This is a genomic window from Longimicrobiaceae bacterium, from assembly GCA_036375715.1.
Taxonomy (GTDB): Bacteria; Gemmatimonadota; Gemmatimonadetes; order Longimicrobiales; family Longimicrobiaceae; genus DASVBS01.
Window position 1 is genome coordinate 1 of the sequence record DASVBS010000086.1, and the last position, 18,708, is coordinate 18,708.

General features: G+C 67.3%; 19 protein-coding genes and 1 pseudogene. 11 read left to right on the top strand and 9 right to left on the bottom strand.

Annotated features, from left to right (window positions below; genetic code table 11):
• Nucleotides 1-23: 23 nt before the first annotated feature.
• Nucleotides 24-761, bottom strand: a complete 738-nt coding sequence (locus tag VF167_19290) for an MIP/aquaporin family protein (GenBank protein HEX6927578.1) — start codon at nt 759-761, stop codon at nt 24-26.
• A 275-nt stretch (nt 762-1,036) separates the two neighbouring features.
• On the opposite strand from VF167_19290, the gene glpK reads away from it, so the two are divergent.
• Nucleotides 1,037-2,530: a glycerol kinase GlpK gene (gene glpK, locus VF167_19295; GenBank protein HEX6927579.1), complete on the top strand. Its 1,494-nt coding sequence runs from the start codon at nt 1,037-1,039 to the stop codon at nt 2,528-2,530.
• A 222-nt stretch (nt 2,531-2,752) separates the two neighbouring features.
• Here glpK and VF167_19300 read toward each other — a convergent pair whose 3' ends face one another.
• Both VF167_19300 and VF167_19305 read right to left on the bottom strand, forming a co-directional pair.
• Nucleotides 2,753-3,673, bottom strand: coding sequence for a hypothetical protein (locus VF167_19300; protein HEX6927580.1), 921 nt, complete (start codon nt 3,671-3,673; stop codon nt 2,753-2,755).
• Nucleotides 3,674-3,743: 70 nt separating this feature from the next.
• Nucleotides 3,744-4,205 (bottom strand): hypothetical protein, encoded by a 462-nt coding sequence (locus VF167_19305; protein ID HEX6927581.1) that lies wholly within the window; start codon nt 4,203-4,205, stop codon nt 3,744-3,746.
• 154 nt (nt 4,206-4,359) lie between these two features.
• Between VF167_19305 and VF167_19310 the strand changes: the two genes are divergently transcribed.
• Both VF167_19310 and VF167_19315 read left to right on the top strand, forming a co-directional pair.
• On the top strand, nt 4,360-4,872 hold the full coding sequence (locus tag VF167_19310; GenBank protein ID HEX6927582.1) for a hypothetical protein: 513 nt from the start codon (nt 4,360-4,362) through the stop codon (nt 4,870-4,872).
• Nucleotides 4,869-5,942, top strand: coding sequence for an alpha-hydroxy acid oxidase (locus VF167_19315; GenBank protein HEX6927583.1), 1,074 nt, complete (start codon nt 4,869-4,871; stop codon nt 5,940-5,942). The genes VF167_19310 and VF167_19315 overlap by 4 nt, the downstream gene beginning before the upstream one ends.
• 90 nt (nt 5,943-6,032) lie before the next feature.
• On the opposite strand, the gene VF167_19320 is transcribed toward VF167_19315, so the two are convergent.
• Both VF167_19320 and VF167_19325 read right to left on the bottom strand, forming a co-directional pair.
• Nucleotides 6,033-7,118 (bottom strand): alanine--glyoxylate aminotransferase family protein, encoded by a 1,086-nt coding sequence (locus VF167_19320; protein ID HEX6927584.1) that lies wholly within the window; start codon nt 7,116-7,118, stop codon nt 6,033-6,035.
• A 241-nt stretch (nt 7,119-7,359) separates the two neighbouring features.
• Nucleotides 7,360-8,115, bottom strand: a complete 756-nt coding sequence (locus VF167_19325; GenBank protein HEX6927585.1) for a hypothetical protein — start codon at nt 8,113-8,115, stop codon at nt 7,360-7,362.
• Between the two features lie 178 nt (nt 8,116-8,293).
• On the opposite strand from VF167_19325, the gene VF167_19330 reads away from it, so the two are divergent.
• Nucleotides 8,294-8,698: an MbcA/ParS/Xre antitoxin family protein gene (locus VF167_19330; GenBank protein ID HEX6927586.1), complete on the top strand. Its 405-nt coding sequence runs from the start codon at nt 8,294-8,296 to the stop codon at nt 8,696-8,698.
• Nucleotides 8,689-9,387 (top strand): RES family NAD+ phosphorylase, encoded by a 699-nt coding sequence (locus VF167_19335; protein HEX6927587.1) that lies wholly within the window; start codon nt 8,689-8,691, stop codon nt 9,385-9,387. The genes VF167_19330 and VF167_19335 overlap by 10 nt, the downstream gene beginning before the upstream one ends.
• An 86-nt stretch (nt 9,388-9,473) precedes the next feature.
• On the opposite strand, the gene VF167_19340 is transcribed toward VF167_19335, so the two are convergent.
• Both VF167_19340 and VF167_19345 read right to left on the bottom strand, forming a co-directional pair.
• Nucleotides 9,474-10,142 (bottom strand): response regulator transcription factor, encoded by a 669-nt coding sequence (locus tag VF167_19340; protein ID HEX6927588.1) that lies wholly within the window; start codon nt 10,140-10,142, stop codon nt 9,474-9,476.
• Nucleotides 10,139-11,326 (bottom strand): GAF domain-containing sensor histidine kinase, encoded by a 1,188-nt coding sequence (locus VF167_19345; GenBank protein HEX6927589.1) that lies wholly within the window; start codon nt 11,324-11,326, stop codon nt 10,139-10,141. Before VF167_19345 ends, VF167_19340 begins: the two co-directional genes overlap by 4 nt.
• 305 nt (nt 11,327-11,631) lie before the next feature.
• On the opposite strand from VF167_19345, the gene VF167_19350 reads away from it, so the two are divergent.
• Both VF167_19350 and VF167_19355 read left to right on the top strand, forming a co-directional pair.
• Nucleotides 11,632-12,063, top strand: a complete 432-nt coding sequence (locus tag VF167_19350) for a DoxX family protein (GenBank protein HEX6927590.1) — start codon at nt 11,632-11,634, stop codon at nt 12,061-12,063.
• 12 nt (nt 12,064-12,075) lie between these two features.
• The gene (locus VF167_19355; protein HEX6927591.1) at nt 12,076-12,402 is read left to right on the top strand and encodes a luciferase family protein; all 327 of its coding nucleotides are present in this window, start codon (nt 12,076-12,078) and stop codon (nt 12,400-12,402) included.
• Between the two features lie 36 nt (nt 12,403-12,438).
• Here the strand turns inward: VF167_19355 and VF167_19360 are convergent, their stop codons facing one another.
• Nucleotides 12,439-13,011: a thermonuclease family protein gene (locus VF167_19360; GenBank protein HEX6927592.1), complete on the bottom strand. Its 573-nt coding sequence runs from the start codon at nt 13,009-13,011 to the stop codon at nt 12,439-12,441.
• A gap of 178 nt (nt 13,012-13,189) precedes the next feature.
• Here VF167_19360 and VF167_19365 point away from each other — a divergent pair, with 178 nt between their 5' ends.
• From VF167_19365 to VF167_19380, 4 genes are all read left to right on the top strand, one after another.
• The gene (locus tag VF167_19365; GenBank protein HEX6927593.1) at nt 13,190-14,887 is read left to right on the top strand and encodes an NAD-binding protein; all 1,698 of its coding nucleotides are present in this window, start codon (nt 13,190-13,192) and stop codon (nt 14,885-14,887) included.
• Between the two features lie 435 nt (nt 14,888-15,322).
• A complete protein-coding gene (locus VF167_19370; GenBank protein ID HEX6927594.1) occupies nt 15,323-15,916 on the top strand; it encodes a DUF305 domain-containing protein in 594 nt (197 codons plus the stop codon).
• A gap of 30 nt (nt 15,917-15,946) precedes the next feature.
• Nucleotides 15,947-17,710, top strand: coding sequence for a hypothetical protein (locus VF167_19375; protein ID HEX6927595.1), 1,764 nt, complete (start codon nt 15,947-15,949; stop codon nt 17,708-17,710).
• Between the two features lie 204 nt (nt 17,711-17,914).
• Nucleotides 17,915-18,481: a nicotinamidase gene (locus VF167_19380; GenBank protein ID HEX6927596.1), complete on the top strand. Its 567-nt coding sequence runs from the start codon at nt 17,915-17,917 to the stop codon at nt 18,479-18,481.
• Nucleotides 18,482-18,564: 83 nt separating this feature from the next.
• On the opposite strand, the pseudogene VF167_19385 reads toward VF167_19380, so the two are convergent.
• Nucleotides 18,565-18,708 (bottom strand): annotated as a pseudogene (locus tag VF167_19385) (transposase).

Here is an 18,708-nt window from a genome sequence, read left to right on the forward strand (position 1 = left end):
AGCCCAGCCGCGGTAGACCCGTCTCAGCCCAGCGGCACGTTCGTCTGCGGCCGCGCGAGCGCGAGGTACGTCAGGGCCGCGAGCGCCGCCCCGGCCAGCGGCCCGAGCACCGGGATCCAGGCGTAGCGCCAGTCGCTGTCCCGCTTCCCGCCCGGCATGGGGACCAGGGCGTGGACGATCCGCGGGGCGAGATCGCGCGCAGGGTTGATGGCGTACCCGGTGGTGCCCCCCAGCGAAAGGCCGATCACCAGGACGAGCAGCCCGACGGGCAGCGCATCGAGCGCCCCGAGCCCCACCTCCGGGGTGGCGAGGAAGAGGACGCCGAGCACGAGAACATAGGTCCCGATCACCTCGGAGATGAAGTTCGAGGGAGCGTGCCGGACTGCCGGACCCGTCGAGAAGGCGGCCAGTTTCAGGTCGTTGTTCTCCGTCAGGCCCCAGTGCGGGTGATACTGCACCCACACCAGGAACGCCCCGAGCATACCGCCGATCATCTGGGCGAGGAGGTAGACCGGTACCCGCGCCATCTCGAACTCCCCTGCCAGCGCCAGCCCAAGCGTCACCGCCGGGTTGATGTGCGCGCCGCTGAAGCGGGCGGTCATGAAGACCGCCACGAATACTGCCATTCCCCACCCCCAGGTGATCACGATCCACCCACTTCCCTCTCCCTTCGTCCCGCGTAACACCACATTCGCCACCACTCCGTTGCCCAGCAGGACGAGGACGGCGGTTCCGATCAGCTCCGCGACGAATTCGGTCATGGCGCAGTCAGCAGGTGAGTGTGGAAGCTTCGGTGACGGCCTCTACAGCAGATACCACGCACTGATCCCGGTTGCCACCTGGCGCGGTAGCGCCGCCCAAGGTAGCGTCTCGTCCCTCGGCACGCGAGCGTCCCCGGAGCCCAGTCCGTCGGCAACATTCGGAGTTCAGGTGGGCCCGCCCTTCGGTGCGGCCTCTGATTTGTGATTCGGATTTCGCCGCCCTACCTTCTCCGACCAGCCCATCTTCCACATCCCGCTCACACGAGAGGCAGAGAATGCAGCGCATCCTTGCACTGGATCAGGGAACTACCAGTTCCCGCGCCATCATCTTCGACGAGCACGGGCAGATCCTGACGGTTGCCCAGCGGGAATTCCAGCAGATCTATCCAAAGCCCGGGTGGGTGGAGCACGACCCCAACGAGATCTGGTCGACCCAGGCAGGGGTGGCGACCGAAGCAGTGGCTCGGGCGGGAATGCGAGCCGAGGACGTGGCCGCGATCGGGATCACCAATCAACGCGAGACGACCATCGTCTGGGATCGCAACAGCGGAGAGCCGGTTTACAATGCGATCGTCTGGCAGGATCGGCGGACGGCCGCGCACTGCGATCGCCTGAAGGCGGAAGGACGGGAGGAGATGGTCAGGCAGAAGACCGGCCTGGTCATCGACGCCTATTTCTCGGCTACCAAGGTGGCCTGGATCCTGGACAACGTGGAGGGTGCACGCCAGCGCGCGGAACGTGGCGAGCTCGCGTTCGGCACGGTGGACTCGTGGCTGATCTGGAAGCTCACCCGCGGGCGGACCCACGTGACCGACGTGACGAATGCCTCCCGCACCATGCTGTACAACATTCACACGAATGAATGGGACGACGAGCTGCTCCAGCTCCTGAACATCCCGCGCAGCATGCTGCCTGAGGTGCGCTCGTCGAGCGAGGTGTACGCCCACACCGCGGGGGACATCTTCGCGCGCGAAATCCCCATCGCCGGCATCGCCGGAGACCAGCAGGCGGCTCTCTTCGGTCAGATGTGCACCGAGAAGGGGATGGTGAAGAACACGTACGGCACCGGTTGCTTCATGCTGCTGAACACCGGAACGGAGGCGGTGCCGTCCAAGAACAAGCTGGTCACCACCATTGCCTGGAAGATCGGGGATCGGGTCGAGTACGCCCTCGAAGGGAGCATCTTCGTGGCGGGCGCAGTGGTGCAGTGGCTGCGCGACGGGCTCCAGATCATCCGCAGCGCGCCGGAAGTGGAGCAGCTCGCGGCTTCGGTCGAGGACAACGGCGGGGTATACCTGGTCCCGGCCTTCACGGGCCTGGGCGCGCCGCACTGGGACCAGTACGCGCGCGGGGCGATTTTCGGCCTTACCCGCGGCGCGACCGCCGGACACCTCGCGCGCGCTGCCCTCGAGGGGATCGCCTACCAGGTGGCCGACGTGCTGCGAGCGATGGAGGCCGACTCCGGCATTGCCGCCTCGGAGCTGCGCGTCGACGGCGGGGCCGCTGCCAACAACCTGCTGATGCAGTTCCAGGCGGACCTCCTGCAGATCCCTGTCGTGCGCCCGCGCACGGTCGAGACCACGGCGCTGGGAGCCGCCTACCTGGCCGGCCTGGCGGTGGGCTACTGGGACAGCATCGACGCCATCCGCAGCCAGTGGGAGACCGATCGTCGCTTCGAACCGGCAATGCCGGCCGCAAAGGTGGAGTCGCTACGGCGCGGCTGGGAGCGTGCGCTGGAGCGATCCCGCGGATGGGAGCAAGAGGGGTAGGGGTGGCCCGTCGGTTCCGGGCGGCCCGTCACGACCGCGCCGCGACGCGCCCGGGGATTGCCCTGCGCGACGGAATCCGGCTTGCGGCCGGATCGACGATTCCACGTTCCCGTAGGGGCGCCCCTTTGTGGGCGCCCGCACGCGGATGTTGCGGGGCGGGCGCACATTGGCTGTCGCCCAGCGCGGCGGAAGGCGGCCTACGTGCACCGCACCCGCGAGCCCTCAGTCCGCCGGCAGCGTGCAGCGGAGCGCCGCCAGAGTAGGAGCCGAGTCCCGGTTCGCCGCCTCCGAGGTCATCCATACGGTGCCGTCGCTCCCCAGCACGATCGATTCGCCCTGCGGCTGCTCGACCATACCGAGCCCGACCACGATCGGGTCGGGCTCCCCGCTATCCCCGACCAGAGCCGAGGCGCGGTACAGGTACAGGTTGCGATAGCTGCGCACCGCGACCCACTTGCCGTCGGGACTGGCAGTCGCCGCACCGACGCGGTCCAGCTCGTCCTCCGGCTGCGGCAGGAGCTCGCGGACCCGTTCCATGACCACCACTCCCTCCGCAGCCGGCCGCGGGATGCGGTACAGCTCGATCGGCCCCTCGCGCCCCTTGGTCACGACGTAGAGGCTCCCGTCCGGGAGACGGAAGAGGCCCTCCGCGTCGCGCGGCCCATCGGGGTAACGCGCCTGAATCGTCGCCGCGACGCCTACCTGCGTCGCTTCCGGCCCCGGCTCGAGCACTTGGTGGATGGTGATGGTCTGCCGTTCCGCGTCGTTGTCGCCGATATCGCCGACGAAGAGGCAGCCTGCCCCATCGCACGAGCCGTTCTCGATGTCCTCCCAGTCGATCGCCTCCACTCCGTCCACCGAAACCCGTTGCACCAGCCGCCCCGCGGCGTCCACCGAGAAGAGCTCGGCGCGGTTCCCCGCATCGTTGTGCGTCCAGAACAGCTCGGGGCCACGGGCGCTACCAGCCAGTCCGCTGGTTTCGCGCACCTCCTCCGGCAGGTTGATCGGTGGTGCGGAAACGGTGCAGATCGAGCCCGCCTCCCGAGGCACTTCCGCCTCTGTCGACGCTCCATCTCGCTGCGCCTGCGCTTCGTCCCCGGCCCCGCACGCCCCGAGCGCAAGGAGGCACACAGGTCCCAGCATCCATCGTCCTTTCATGGTCTGCACGGGCGTTGGGGTTGTGGGCGATTTCGGTCGAGAAGTGGCTCCGGGCTCAGCGGGTGAACTCCAGCACGGCATCATCGTCGGCGATCACTACGCGCAGCCCATTTTCGGTGCGTGTTCCCTCGCGCAGCCGCTCCAGCTCGATCTCGTCGGGATCGTCGTCGGCCGGAATCGGTTCGCCGTCGTCATCCATGAAGTGAATGGTCTCCCCCTGGATGTGGTACCTGCCGTCCTCGGAATCCGTGTCGGTCGAGGTACTCTCGCCACAGATCTGCTGCTCCTGCGTCTCCAGCAACCATCGCCCGTCCGTGTTGAGCGTGAGGGTTGCCGTCTGTACCTCGTCGCGGCAATCGCCCGCCTGCTCCACCACCACGGGTAGCTCCTGCTCGCCAATCCGGGTCAGCCGATAGACCTCGGTGGCGCTCACCTGCGCACGGGCTTCCCCGGCACCGAAGGCTGCGAGGACCGCGAGTCCGCCGAAAACCATCATCGTCTTGTTCAGGCCAGACATTCGTGCCTCCTCTGCTCTGGGTTCCCGCTTCCACCCCGGGCTGCCGGTGATGGTGAGAGTGTTGAGCCGCTGCTCGCTTGGCTTGACGCTGCTGCCTCGCGCCTGTACTCGTGTGCAAGCCGGCCCTCCTCTCCTCCACTGCATGAGTGTAGCCATGAATCTGAACGAGATCTCCGCCCCGCTCACCACGCTGCTTTCGGAGCTGGTAGACGGCGCGCCGGTCACCGGCGCGTACATCCTGAACCGCGGCGATCAGGGGCTTCTGCGCTCGCTCGATCGCCTGTCCGCCGAGGCGGCGTCGTCGACCGCACATGGCGGAGCTTCGATCGCGGCGCACACGGACCACCTCCGCTTTGGTCTTTCGCTCATGAACCGCTGGGCCTCCGGCGAGGACCCCTTCGCCGATGCGGACTGGGGGGTGAGCTGGCGACGTACCACGGTGACTCCCCAGGAATGGGACGATCTGCGGACCGGTCTGCGAACCGAGGCGCATCGCTGGCTCGAGGCGCTGCGCCAGCGGCGGGAGCTGGACGAGATCGAGCTGACCGGCGTGATCGCGAGCATTGCCCACCTGGCCTATCACGTGGGGGCGATCCGACAGATCGATCGTGCGGCACGCGGACCGTCGGCGGAGGAGTCGAAGGCGAGCGGAGCGGGGGCGGCATGACGGACGCAATCCACCTGGGCGAGCTCGAGGAGAGGGCAGCGAAGCTGTTGCCCCGCATGGTCTACGACTACTACGCCGGAGGCGCCCACGACGAGATCACGCTGCGGGAGAACCGGACGGCCTTCCAGCGCCTCCACCTCCATTATCATGTCCTCCGTGACATAGCGGAACGTTCATTGGAGACGGAAGTGCTCGGCATGCCGCTCTCCATGCCGGTGGTGGTCGCGCCCACCGCCTTTCACCAGCTCGCCACGGAGGAGGGAGAGGTGGCTACCGCCCGCGCTGCCGCGCGCGCAGGCACGGTGATGACGCTGAGCACGCTCTCCACCCGCGCCATCGAAGATGTCGGCGCGGCGGCGCAGGGCCGTCTCTGGTTCCAGCTCTACGTGTACCGCGATCGGGAAGCCACGAGGGAGCTGGTCGCCCGGGCGGAGGCGGCGGGTGCGCGCGCTCTGCTGCTGACCGTGGACGCGCAGGTCTGGGGTGTCCGTGAGCGCGACGTGCGCAACAACTTCCGCCTGCCGGACGGGCTGCGCCTGGTGAATCTGGTCCCGCGAGGTAAAGGAGACTTCCCCGAAGTAGAAGGCTCCGGGCTCGCGGCTTATGTGGCCCGCACCTTCGATCCCTCGTTGAGCTGGGAGGATCTTGACTGGCTCTGCTCCCTGACTCGCTTGCCGGTGCTGATCAAGGGAGTGGTGCGCGGCGACGATGCCGCGCTGGCCATGGAGAACGGCGCGGCGGGGGTGGTCGTCTCCAACCACGGAGGGCGGCAGCTCGACACCTGCCCGGCGCCCATCACCGTGCTGGAAGAGGTCGTGCAGGCGGTCGCAGGGCGCGGGACCGTGCTGGTGGACGGCGGTGTGCGCCGCGGTACCGACGTGGTTAAGGCGCTGGCGCTGGGTGCCCGCGCAGTGCTGGTCGGCCGCCCGATCCTCTGGGGGCTCGCCACCGGCGGAGAGGAAGGCGCGTTGCGCGTGCTGGAGATGCTCCGCGCCGAGGTGGACCTCGCCATGGCACTGTGCGGGACCCGCACGGTGGCAGAGATCACGCGGGACCTGGTGCGACCCTGAACGCAAAGATCCTGGCGGCGGAGAGCAGTTCCGCCGCCAGGACTTTTTCATCTCACCGTGCAGGGATCTGGGGTTCCCCGGATCCGGAATTCAGCGTCGGTTCAGAACGCGGCCCAGGACGTCCACACAGAGCTCCACGTTCTCGGAGCGGGCGCTCTGCCCCATCAGGCCGATGCGCCACACCTTGCCGGCCAGTGGTCCCAGGCCGGCGCCGATCTCCAGGCCATATTCCTCGAGCAGCCGTCCCCGGACCTGGGCGTCGTCGACCCCCTCAGGCACCCGCACCAGGTTGAGCTGGGGGGACCGCTCCGCTTCGGGGACCACGAACTCGAGATCCAGTGCTTCCAGCCCTTCGCGAAGGGTGAGGTGGTTGCGACGGTGACGCTCCCAGGCGGCCTCCAGCCCCTCCTCCTGCAGCATCAACAGAGCCTCATGCAGACCGTAGAGGGCATTGATCGGCGCAGTGTGGTGATAGGAGCGCTTGGCGCCTTCGTTCCAGTAGCCCAGGACGAGGGTCAGGTCCATGAACCAGCTCTGCACCGGCGTCTTGCGTGACCGCACCTTTTCCAGCGCGCGCTCGTTGAGCGTGATCGGGCTCAACCCCGGCGCGCAGGAGAGGCACTTCTGGGTCCCGGAGTACACCGCGTCGATCCCCCAGGCATCCGTCTCCACCGGAGAGCCGCCGAGGGAGGTCACCGTGTCGACCAGCGTGAGCATGCCGGCCTCGCGGGCGATCGACGCGAGCGTCTCCGCGTCGGAGAGAACACCGGTGGAGGTCTCCGCGTGGACGAAAAACACGAGGCTGGCATCCGGATTCTGCCTCACCGCCTGCCTGAGCTTCTCCGGGTCTACCGCCCTTCCCCACTCGTCCTCCACCATCACCGGCACGCCGCCGCACCGCTCCACCATCTCCTTCAAGCGCCCGCCGAACACCCCGTTCCGACAGACGATGACCTTCTCGCCGGGCTCGACCAGGTTCACGACGCACGACTCCATCCCGGCGGTACCGGGGCCGGAGACCGGCATCGCCAGGGTGTTTCGCGTGCGGAACGTATAGCGCAGCAGCTCCTTGATCTCGTCCATCAGCCCGATGAAGGCCGGATCGAGATGCCCGATGGTCGGGCGGGCCATCGCCTGGAGTACGCGCTCGTGAACGTCGGAAGGACCCGGACCCATGAGGGTGCGGGTCGGTGGGTTGAAGGATCGGTTGGAGGTCACTTTCGACGCGTGGTTTCGAAGTGGAGGAGTGTAGGGCTGCCGCTGAGCGACGGTCGGCCCCGCTTCCAGGAGGGGGCGGCGCCGATCGAGGCATGCTGAGGCCTGTCCACCCGCCACCCCGCAGGCCGCATCATTATGCACCGCTCGGGCGGCGCCCGCCACACCACCCGAGCGATCGCGCGGTCCGCTCTTGTCCCCTTCAATCCGGCAGCGTCGTAGGCGAGATTCGCTCGAGCCGCAGGGTCAGGGTTCGACCGTCCTCGGCGCGATACTGCTGCTCGAAAACGGCCTCTCCGGTCGGCGTCAGGGTGAAGACTCCCTCGGCCACGGAGCGGAAGAGCTCATGGGAGATTCCCTGCCCCGCCAGTGCCTCCGGGGGAGGCGCCTCCAGGTCGACCCCCATCTCCTCCAGCTCCTCCTCCTGCCTCTCCGCCACGGCGGTGTCGGGGCTCTCCACCTCCCCCAGATACGCCGCGGGAAGGAGGGTGCGCGCATTCGGATCCGGCGGCTGAGTCCCCTCGACGAAGAAGACGGCCCTCCCCTCCACCGGCTCCGCGGCCTCCATCCGGCCGACGAGGTGTTCCAGCGAATCGAGCGAAGCCGCGACGAGACCGGTCAACGCATAACCGGTCGCGACCCCTGCCGAGTCGACGATCGGCGCCGCCGGCCTACTCGCGGTTCGCACGTAGTACCGTACCGTGTCATCGTCGAGCACCTGCGTCGCCGTGTACGTTCCCGCGAGAGGCGACTCCGGGAGCTCGGCTGCAATCGCGGCCTCGTCGCCGATCAGGGAGCGCGAGCTGGCCACGAGTTGCTGCACGCCGGCGAGCCCCCTCTGCAGGTTCTGGGCGGCGGCCGCCGCCCCCAACGCCGCCGCACAACCGCTCATCCCTCCACACGCCAGCACCACCACCGCCAGCACCAGGGCCCGTCCACGCGAAATGCCGGAAGTCATCACCTTCCCTCCGCTCGATTGACGCACGCGACGCCCCGCGAGGCGCACTTCTCTTCTCTACTTCTACCCAATTTGCCTGCCCCGGCCTGCAAGCTTCGGACTTCGCCGCTCAGTCCCCCTTGCGTTTCGTCCAACTATGGACTATACTGACTATGTAGTCCACAAATGGAGGATGACGATGCCTGGTGTAGCGGCGGACTGGAAGGCGGTAGATCCGGAGCGGGCGGGGGCGGCGGCCTTCCGCACCTTTGCTCGTATTGCCGAGGCGTGGAAGCTGAAGCCCGAAGAGCAGATGGTCCTGCTGGGGATTCCCTCGCGCTCGACCTTCTACAAGTGGCGTCAGTCTCCGCCGGCGCGCCTCTCGCCCGATCTGCTGGAACGCTTCTCCTACATCTTCGGCATCTATAAGAACCTCCAGGTGCTGCTACCGGATCCGGAGGCCGCCGACGCGTGGATTCGCAAGCCGAACGCCGCTCCCCTCTTCGGCGGCCGCTCCGCGCTCGACCGCATGCTCTCAGGGCGCGTGGCCGACCTGTACGTGGTGCGCCAGTACCTCGACGCGGAGCGAGGCGGATGGCCTTGAGCCCGGAGCAGGTGCCGGTCTCGCTGGTTCACTGGCCGTCCTGCTACCGCGTCATTCCCAGCCGCTTCCCGCCCATCCAGCTCTTCGAGCGGGTCGCCGACCCGGGGGACCTGGACGCGATCTTCGCCATCGAATCGATCACCAACGAGCGGCTGCGCGACGAAGTCGGGCTGCTCCAGCTGGTTCCTCCCGAGGATCGGGTCACCGGCGCGGGCGCGGGCTATCTGATGGCTCCGTTCACCCACGTCTCCCCGATCGGAGGGCGGTTCACCGACGGAACCTACGGCGCCTACTACGCCGCCCGCGACCTCTCGACGGCGATCGACGAGACTGTCTACCACCGCGAGCGGTTCATGCGGGCTACCCGCGAGGGCCCCATGGAGCTGGAGATGCGCGTACTGCGCGCCCGCCTGCGCGGCGAGCTGCATGACGTTCGCGGCATGGGAGACCAGGCGCCGGAGATCTACCACCCTGACGATTACACGGCCTCGCGCGCGCTCGGGCGCGCGCTGCGCGACCAGCGCTCCAACGGGATCGTGTACGACAGCGTCCGGCGCCGCGGTGGTGAGTGTGCCGCGGTGTTTCGGCCCCGCGTCCTCTCGCGCTGCCAGCAGACCCAGCACCTCGGCTACGTCTGGGACGGAGAAAAGATCTCGACGGTCTACGAGAAGAAGCTGCTGCGACGCTGAGGGGAGGAGAACGGCGTGGTTGGTCGAGGAGGCAGGGATCGCCACCCTCCGCACCTGCCGCTCCTCGGCTCCACGGATGGCGAGAATCAGCTCGACCCCGAGCTCGATGGGGACTGCGCGGCGGCCAGGAGAGGAAGGAGGCCGCGCTCCCTGGCAACGGCAGCGGCCTGCGTGCGGTTGGTGACGCCGAGCTTCGCCAGGATCGAGCTCACGTGGAACTTCACCGTGCGCTCGCTGACAAAGAGGGCCCGCGCAATCGACTTGTTGGAGCGGCCCTCGGCGACGAGCCGCAGTACCTCCGTTTCTCGGGCGGTGAGCGGATCGGGATCGTCGCGGACCTGACGCAGCAGCTTGGAGGCGATGACCGGCTCGATGAGCGATCCCCCCCCGTGGACCACGCGGATGGCGCGGAACAGCTCTTCGCGGGGTGCCCCCTTGAGCAGGTAGCCCTCTGCGCCAGCGCGAAGGGAACCCACGATCTGCTCGTCCCGGTCGAAAGCGGTAAGGACCACCACCCGTGCCCGGGGGAGCTCCCGCCGGATCCTGACGATCGCCTCCACCCCATCAAAGCCGGGCATCTCCAGATCCATGAGGAGGACATCGGGGCTCAGGCGCGCCGCCGCGGCCACAGCCTCCGGACCGCTCCCCGCCTCGCCGACCACCTCGAAATCGGGCTGCGTGCCGAGCATCGCGATCAGCCCCTCGCGCACGACCGGATGGTCGTCGGCTACCATGATCCGGATCGAGTCGCTCATGACGGCGACTCTTCCAGCGGGACGGCCGCGGTCAAGCGAGTTCCCTCGCCACGCGTGCTCTGCACGTTGAGCGTGCCACCGAGCAGTCGCATACGCTCACACATCCCGACCATGCCGAAGCCGTTCTCATCGTCGGAATGGGTCGGCAGGCCGCAGCTGTTTCGAGCGAGACCGATACCGTCGTCCTCGACCTCCAGCCTCACCTGCCGCACCTTGAACTCGAGGCGCACGGCTACCGTGCTCGCCTGGGCGTGGCGAAGCGCATTGGCCAGCGCCTCCTGCGCCACGCGATAGAGGCCGCTCTCGACAGCGGGGGGTAGCTGCATCTCGCTGCCGCTCACCCTGAAGGTCAGCCGTGGTCCGTCGGCCGACGCCCGCTCGCGGACAAGCTCCCGCAGCGCTTCGGAGAGGGAGCGGTTCTGGAGCGGACGCGGGCGCAGGTTCAGCACGGACCTGCGTGCATCCTCCAGGTTGCGGCGGGTCAACTCGAGCGCCTGGCGAACCGCCACCCGAACGCGTTCCGGGTCCGCCCCAGCCTCCAGCAGGGCGTCGGCCGTCTCGAGCTGCAGGGCAGTCGCCGCCAGGCCCTGCGCCAGCGTATCGTGGATCTCCCGCGCCAGCCGGTTCCGTTCCTCCGCCGCCCCCGCTTCCGCGCTCCGCTCGAAGAGCCGGGAGCGCTCGATGCCCAACCCCACCATGTCGCCAATGATGCGGAGGAGCCGGAGCTCCTCCTCACTCAGCTCTCGCCACTCGGAGCTGGCCACGTTCATGACGCCCACGCGCTCCCCGCGGGCCATCAGCGGCACGCTCGCGTGGAAGCGAAGACCAGCGGTTCCTTCCGTCAACCATCGCAGGCGCGAGCAGGTGAAGACGTTGGCCGCATCGTCCAGCTCGCCCCGTTCGAGGGAGGCGAGGCAATAGCACTGGCCCCGCATTCGTTCAGGGTGATCACTGAGGGCTTCGGGGAGATTCTGCGCGGCGGCCAGGTAGGGGTTCTCCGGGTCCTTGCCGACCAGCCATACCCAACCGGTGTGGAGGTGAAGAAGATCCGCCACCTGCCCGAGGGCCACCCGCAGCGCCTCCTCCAGGCTGGCGGAGGCGTTGAGCGCAGTCGCCACCGAGGTCAGGACCTCGAGCTCGCGCGCGTGCCGATCAACGGCGGATTCGGCGGTCGGTATCTCCATCTGTGAAGTCCCCTCGGCTGGACGGCCGTCACAGGAACCATCCCCTCCCCGTCTCCCCTATTCAAAGCTCCTCTGCGGACGATAGAGGCACGGCCCGGAGCGATCAACCCGGGAGCGCATTCGACGGGCGAACATCCGCGCGTGAAAGCAGCCTCCCAGCTTGGTTCCTGTACTTCCGTACAGGGCCCGACTCCGCCCAAGAGCCAGCCCCGGTTCTCGCCCGCTGCCCGATGGAGCGCGGGGTGTCCGACCGCATTTTGTCGCAGGTCGGCAGCACGACCCCCCTTCAACCACGGACGGTAACCATGGAAGAGATCATGGCGACGAATCGATTCGAGGCGGAAGCGCTCCCCCCCGTTGTGAGGCGGCGGGTGTGGAACGTCTTCCTGTGGGTTCTTCAGATTGCGGCGGCGGGAATGTTCTTCTTCGCCGCATGGGGAAAGCTCACCGCAAATCCGCTGATGGTGGCGACCTTCGAGGCGATCGGGCTGGGGCAGTGGTTCCGCGTGTTCACCGGCGCGCTGGAGGTCATCGGGGCGACGATACTGCTCACTCCGCGACTGGCGGGCGCGGGGGCGACGCTGCTGGCGGTGATCATGGTCGGCGCGGTGCTGACGCACCTCTTCATTCTGGGCGGTAGCCCGCTCCTGCCCCTTCTGCTGCTGGTTGCCATGCTGCTGGTAGCCTTCTCCCGTCCCAACGGCATCCGACAGGCATACCATTCCCTCGCGGGATGAAAGGAGCGAGCCATGACGAGGACGCGAAGCGCTAGCGAGCAGATCATCGAGGAGGTGGGGAGCTGGCCGGGCGTGAAGGTCACGCCCGGCAGCCGGGGGGAGCTGAGCTTCCGCGTGGGTCGGAAGGAGATCGGCCATCTGCACGGCGAGCGTGCCGCGCACTTCGGCTTCCCCAAGCCGATCTGGACGGCGCTGCGACAGCAGGGCCGGATCGCTCCCCATCCCGTCTTCCCGGGGAAGGAGGGCCCCGCTTCCCGCCGGATCGACTCGCCCGAAGACGTTTACGAGGTGATCGAGCTGATGAGGATCAATTATCAGCGGATCATGGCGGCGAATTGAGGCTGGGGGGAAGTTGAGGAAGTTAGGAGTTAGCTTCTAGCTTCCCCAACTCCCCCTCCTGGCTTCTGGCCCCCCTCTTTCATTCCCCCCGCACCGCCCCGTCCGATGATCCACCGGCGCACATTCGAATGCGCTGGTCGCCCACAGGCCGAGGCCGGCCTCGCGGGCCGCCTTCACGGCTTTCCGAATCCGCTCGACATATCGCACGTTCGGTGGGTAGACCAGGGCCACGGCGAAGCCTGCGCGCGCCATCTCCTCGTTCAGCATCCGGCCATCCGGCGTGTAGAGGTAGGCGAGGGTCCGGCCGTAGCGGTCCTGCATCTGCACGTCCCGCTCGAGGCGAAGCGCCGTCCCCGGAGGCGCGAGCTCAAGGAGATAACGGCGAGCGCGTCGGCCAAAATCGCCCTGGTCCATTTCCGGCGTGTCGATCAGCAACAGCCGCACGCGCTCGCCATCTTCACACGTCAGCGTATCTCCGTCGATCACCCGCTCCACGATACATTCCGCCGCGGAGAGCGACATCGCTCGGGATCCGATGCAGCCCGTGGCCGTGGCGAGAGCGGTCGCGGCGGTCGTCAGACAGAAGCCGAAAAAGTTTGCGATCGTCATTCGTGCTCGTGTGCGTTGCCCCGGATCATAGCTCCTCACTAAGGTATCGGACGACGGCAGCCAACCGCCTACCCTGAGGAGCTCGAGGTGCTTGCCGGCTGCGCCCGGCGACCTGGGCGGAGCAATTCAATCAGACACGGCTCGAAACTACGATGATGAAACCCGAGGAGACGACCCGGTGAAGTTCGTACCCGCCCAGCTCTCATACTTCATCCAGAGCCACAGCACCCGGCGCAACATCCTCCAGCTCGCGCGCTACTTCCTGTTCCTGCTCGCGCTGGTACTGACCTACACCGTCCTCTTCCACGTGCTGATGAGGGCGGAGGGACAACAGCACTCGTGGGTGACCGGGCTCTACTGGACGCTGACGGTGATGACCACCCTCGGCTTCGGGGACATCACCTTCCAGAGCGATATCGGGCGCTTCTTCTCGCTGGTGGTGCTCCTCTCGGGGGTCTTGTTCCTGCTGGTGGTCCTCCCCTTCGCGTTCATTCAGCTGTTCTATGCGCCGTGGCTGGAGGCGCAGTCCCGCATGCGCGCCCCGCGCGAGGTCCCGGCGGACCTGAGCGGGCACGTGATCCTCACCCATTACGATCCGGTGGCAATCTCGCTGATCGAGCGACTGAAGTACCATGGCAAGCCCTATGTGGTGATGGAGCCGGACGTTAATCGGGCGCTCGATCTCTTCGATCGCGGCATCAAAGTCGTGGTGGGTGAACGCGACAGCGTGGAGACCTACCGGCGATTGGGGACGGAGCGGGCTGCCCTGGTCGCGGCCACGGGCGATGATTACACCAACACCAACACCGCCTTCACCGTCCGTGAGGTCTCTCCCTCGGTCCCGATCGTCTCGGTCTCCCGGGCGCCGGATTCGGTCGACATCATGCAGCTTGCCGGCTCCTCGCACGTGATCAACCTGCCGACGATGCTCGGGCGCGCGCTATCGCGCCGCACGCTCGGAGGCGACGTACGCGCCAACGTGATCGGTCGCTTCGGGAGGCTGCTGATCGCCGAGGCGCCGGTCACCGAGACCCCCTGGGTGGGAAAGACGCTCGCCGAGAGCCGCCTGCGGGAAGCCACCGGCCTGACCGTGGTCGGCCTCTGGGAGCGGGGGGTCTTCCACGTGCCGCATCCGGACACCACGCTGGAGCCCACGACCGTGCTGGTGCTCGCCGGCACCAGCCGGCACCTCGACCGCTTCGCGGAGTTGACCGCGATCTACAACGTGTGGGACGCCCCGGTGCTGATCATCGGCGGTGGTCGGGTGGGCAGAGCAGCGGCCGCGGCCCTGAAGGAGCGCGATGTCCCTTACCGGATCATCGAAAAGAAACCGGAGGCGATCCGGGATCCCGAGACCTACGTCCTTGGCGACGCGGCCGATCGGGACTGTCTGGAGCGCGCAGGGATCATGGAGGCACCCACCACCATCATCACCACCAACGATGACCCCACCAATATCTATCTAACCATCTACTGCCGACGCCTGCGCCCCGACATGCAGATCGTCAGCCGCTCAACCCTGGAGCGGAATGTCTCCACCCTGCACCGGGCCGGCGCGGATTTCGTGATGTCGTACGCGTCGATGGGGGCGAACGCCATCTACAATGTTCTGGAGCAGGACGACGTGGTGATGCTGGCCGAGGGGCTGGACGTCTTCCGTTACCCGGTACCGCGCCAGCTGGTCGGGAAATCGCTGGCGGAGAGCCGCATCCGCGAGCGTACCGAGTGCAGTGTGGTCGCGCTCGAGCTGAAGGGAAAGGTGACGATCAATCCTCCCCCGGATCTCGCACTGCCGGAGGGAGCCGAGCTGATCCTCATCGGCACGACCCAGGGCGAGGAAAAATTCGTCCAGCTCTTCGAGAAGGCTGCCGCCTGATGTAGAGGCCGCGCGCACCGGAGTTGCGGCCGGTGCGTGGAGAGCCGCGGACGGCACAGCAGGCATTCTCGAACGCAAGGGGGGCTACGCGCGATCCGAGAGGTGCCGGTTCGAAGGCCGTCCCGCCCAACTCGATCCGGAACAGGCGCGGGCTCGGCAGGTACAGCAGATCACAGATGGCTCGCCGGCAACAAGGTCGTCCGACCGGCCAGGCGCCCTGATCGAGACGTGGCAACGTCCGGGTCGGCTCATAGCCTGAAGGCCCATGCCGGATGACCAATCTGGTAGCTTATCGCCTATCGCCCCGGCTGGCCGGCACATCTCTAGAAATCCAGCAGATCCAAGCACACTGACCGGACCGTGAAGCCGTCAACCACTCGAGCGGGATCCCGTCCTCGCAGATCGCGGGCGATTCCGCGCCACCTGCTCTGGCGCGTGACGATCTGCCTCTTCACCGTCGCTGTGCTCGCGGCCTGCGCCCGATCGGCGCCCCCACCCGATGCTACTCCTGCGCCGCAGAGCGGGCGGCAGGGATCCGGCCCCGCCCACAGTGCGGCCGACGTGGCCTTCATGCGGGGGATGATCGCGCACCACCAGCAGGCGCTGGAAATGGCCGCGCTGGTCCCGGAGAGAACCACCACCGAAGCGATTCGACTCCTGGCGGAACGCATCCAGGTTTCGCAGACTGACGAGATCGCGCAGATGACGCGGTGGCTCGAACGGCGTGGAGAGAGCACCACTCCGGCCGGTGATCACACGGCCCACCACGCGCAGGGCGAGCCGATGCCCGGCATGCTCACGCCGGAAGAAATGGATAGCTTGGCTCGGGCGCGTGGAGCCGAGTTCGACCGGAAGTTCCTGGAACTGATGATCCGCCACCACCAGGGGGCGTTGATGATGGTGGGGCAGCTCCTCGCCACACCGGGTGCCGGCGAGGAAGTGGATGTCTACCGCATCGCCTCCGAGATCGACAGCGACCAGCGCATCGAGATTCAGCGCATGGAGCAGATGCTCGACACGCTCGGCTAATCCTGAACCCGAAACCTTCTGGAGAATCGCATGAGATCCGATGTCACCATCGGCCGCTCCGCGTACCGCGCGCGGGCGGCGCTCGTGGGAATCCTTCTGCTGGCCCTGCCGGGGTGTGCCGCCGGTGTCTCGGGCGGATCGGGTGGGTCCCGAGCCTCGGGCGGGCGTGACGCGCGCATCGGACTCAGGCCCGGATGGCAGAACGCGGGCGAGGCGATCAGCAACCTCGAGCTGATCGCCCATCGGCCGCGACCCGAGGGGTTCCGCAACCCCAACGACATGGGCGACTTCGGGTACGCGAACACCGACATTGCCTTCCAGGGGAATTTCGCTTTCCTCGGCAACTACAACGGCTTCCAGATCTGGGACATCTCGAATCCTGACGACCCTCAGCTGCGCAGCGCGGTGGTCTGTCCGGGAGGGCAGGGTGATCTCTCCGTCTACGGCAACCTGCTGTTTATGTCGGTAGAGGAGACCCGCGGCCGCCTCGACTGCGGCAGCCAGGGGGTCAACGAGCCGGTGAGTAGAGAGCGCATGCAGGGGGTGCGGATCTTCGACATCAGCAACCTCGACTCGCCCCGCCAGGTCGCCACGGTTCAGACCTGCCGCGGCTCGCATACCCACACCCTGGTGACGGATCCGAACGACACGGAGAACGTGTACATCTACGTTTCCGGAACCAGCCGCGTGCGCCCGGGAGCTGAGCTGGCGGGCTGTTCGGGAGGCTCTCCGGATCAGGATCCGAACACCGCTTATTTCCGGATCGAGGTCATCCGGGTGCCGCTGGACGCGCCGCAGAACGCCCAGGTGGTGAACATGCCGCGGATCTTCGCCGATCCCCAGACGGGCGAGATCGCGGGGCTCTGGCAGGGTGGCGCGCACGGTCAGGGCACGCAGGAGACGGCCCAGACGAACGCCTGCCACGACATCACCGTGTATCCGGAGGTCGGTCTCGCCGCCGGCGCCTGCTCGGGCAACGGCATCCTGCTCGACATCAGCGACGTCGACAACCCGGTGCGGATCGACGAGGTGGTGGATCCCAACTTCGCCTACTGGCACTCCGCCACCTTCAGCAACGACGCGGATGTCGTGATCTACACGGACGAGTGGGGTGGAGGGATGGCGCCTCGATGCCGGGCCTCGGATCGTCGGGAATGGGGCGCGGACGCCATCTTCACCCTGAACGGTCGCAAGCTCGAGCACCGCAGCTATTACAAGCTCCCGGCTGCGCAGACGGAGACCGAGAACTGCGTGGCGCACAACGGCTCGCTCATCCCGGTGCCCGGCCGCAACATCATGGTGCAGGCGTGGTACCAGGGCGGCATCTCCGTCTTTGATTTCACCGATCCGGACAACCCTGTCGAGATCGCCTACTTCGATCGGGGGCCAATGAGCGAGGATGAGCTGGTGCTCGGCGGCTACTGGTCGGCGTACTGGTACAACGGCGCCATCTACGGCTCCGAGATCGGCCGCGGGCTCGACGTCTTCCGGCTGGCGCCGAGCGAACACCTCACGCAGAACGAGATCGACGCGGCCATGCAGGTTCGCATGGAGCGCTTCAATCCGCAGCACCAGACACGCTACCAGGTCCCGGCGAGCGCCGCGGTGGCGCGAGCGTACATCGACCAGCTCGCCCGGCGCGACGACGTTCCAGCGGACAGAATCGCCGAGCTGCGCGCCGAGGTCGATGCCGCGGAGCGGCTGGGCGAGGAGGAGCGGCGTGAGGTGTTCACGCGGCTGACCGCTTCGCTGGCCGAGGAGGTCGCCGCGCGCGGAAAGCTCGCTGCACGCTGAGACCGTGGTTCTGACCGCAGTGGGAGGCTGAGGACTGCACGGAGGCACGCGGAGGAATTCGCTCAGGGGATCAGGATGGCACGATTCGGTTCCTACTTCCCCGAACAGGCCCACGATTTCGAGGTGAAATCCTCTGCGTTCCTCTTGCCAATCTCTTTATCCCCTACGGTTTACCCGAGGCGATTCCGGAAACCGCAGCGAACGATGAATCCGAAAGAGACCCTCCGCCCCGGTGACGCCCTGCTGATCGTCGACGTGCAGAACGATTTCTGTCCTGGAGGGGCGTTGCCGATCCCGGAGGGAGACCAGGTGATCCCGCCGCTGAACGAGTGGATCGCCGCCGCCGAGGCGGCCGGGATCCCGGTCTACGCCTCGCGGGACTGGCATCCACGCGGACACCCGAGCTTCGTCGAGGAGGGTGGTGAGTGGCCGGTGCACTGCCTGCAGGACAGTGAGGGCGCCGCCTTCCACCCCGACCTGCGGCTGCCCGCCGACACGGTGGTGGTCACCAAGGGGACCCGCTTCGACCAGGACCAGTACTCCGCCTTCGACCAGACCGGCCTGCACGAGCGCCTGCGCAAGGACGGGATCCGTCGCCTGTGGACCGGCGGACTCGCGCAGGACGTCTGCGTCTGCGCCACCGCCCTCGACGCCCGCAAGCTGGGCTACGACGTCACCCTCATTCCCGGAGGCTCGCTCCCCGTGACCCGCGAAGGCGGCGAGGATGCACTGCGACGGATGCGCGAGGCGGGGGTCGGGGTGAGGGGGTGACAAGGTGACAAGGTGAGCAGGCAAGACAAGGAGACAGGGAGGCAAGGAGGGTGGTAAACGGGTGACCAGGTGAGCAGGTGACAGCCGACGAGTAGCCGCCGGCCGAGTTCATCGCCGGCCTTGGTGATTCGAAGCTGCGGCGTCGAGTCGCTGCTCTCATCGAGCCGAGGCACCAGCCCGAAGTACGCTCCCACCTCTCGGCTGGCAGAGAATCGGCTGGGATCCTC

Coding starts and splice junctions, on each gene's coding strand:
- VF167_19360 (HEX6927592.1), bottom strand. CDS start 13,011: ATGACGATCGCAAACTTTTTCGGCTTCTGTCTGACGACCGCCGCGACC.
- VF167_19300 (HEX6927580.1), bottom strand. CDS start 3,673: ATGCTGGGACCTGTGTGCCTCCTTGCGCTCGGGGCGTGCGGGGCCGGG.
- VF167_19305 (HEX6927581.1), bottom strand. CDS start 4,205: ATGTCTGGCCTGAACAAGACGATGATGGTTTTCGGCGGACTCGCGGTC.
- VF167_19320 (HEX6927584.1), bottom strand. CDS start 7,118: ATGGGTCCGGGTCCTTCCGACGTTCACGAGCGCGTACTCCAGGCGATG.
- VF167_19355 (HEX6927591.1), top strand. CDS start 12,076: ATGACGAGGACGCGAAGCGCTAGCGAGCAGATCATCGAGGAGGTGGGG.
- VF167_19340 (HEX6927588.1), bottom strand. CDS start 10,142: ATGAGCGACTCGATCCGGATCATGGTAGCCGACGACCATCCGGTCGTG.
- VF167_19330 (HEX6927586.1), top strand. CDS start 8,294: ATGCCTGGTGTAGCGGCGGACTGGAAGGCGGTAGATCCGGAGCGGGCG.
- VF167_19315 (HEX6927583.1), top strand. CDS start 4,869: ATGACGGACGCAATCCACCTGGGCGAGCTCGAGGAGAGGGCAGCGAAG.
- VF167_19335 (HEX6927587.1), top strand. CDS start 8,689: ATGGCCTTGAGCCCGGAGCAGGTGCCGGTCTCGCTGGTTCACTGGCCG.
- VF167_19380 (HEX6927596.1), top strand. CDS start 17,915: ATGAATCCGAAAGAGACCCTCCGCCCCGGTGACGCCCTGCTGATCGTC.
- VF167_19325 (HEX6927585.1), bottom strand. CDS start 8,115: ATGACTTCCGGCATTTCGCGTGGACGGGCCCTGGTGCTGGCGGTGGTG.
- glpK (HEX6927579.1), top strand. CDS start 1,037: ATGCAGCGCATCCTTGCACTGGATCAGGGAACTACCAGTTCCCGCGCC.
- VF167_19310 (HEX6927582.1), top strand. CDS start 4,360: ATGAATCTGAACGAGATCTCCGCCCCGCTCACCACGCTGCTTTCGGAG.
- VF167_19290 (HEX6927578.1), bottom strand. CDS start 761: ATGACCGAATTCGTCGCGGAGCTGATCGGAACCGCCGTCCTCGTCCTG.
- VF167_19375 (HEX6927595.1), top strand. CDS start 15,947: ATGAGATCCGATGTCACCATCGGCCGCTCCGCGTACCGCGCGCGGGCG.
- VF167_19345 (HEX6927589.1), bottom strand. CDS start 11,326: ATGGAGATACCGACCGCCGAATCCGCCGTTGATCGGCACGCGCGCGAG.
- VF167_19350 (HEX6927590.1), top strand. CDS start 11,632: ATGGAAGAGATCATGGCGACGAATCGATTCGAGGCGGAAGCGCTCCCC.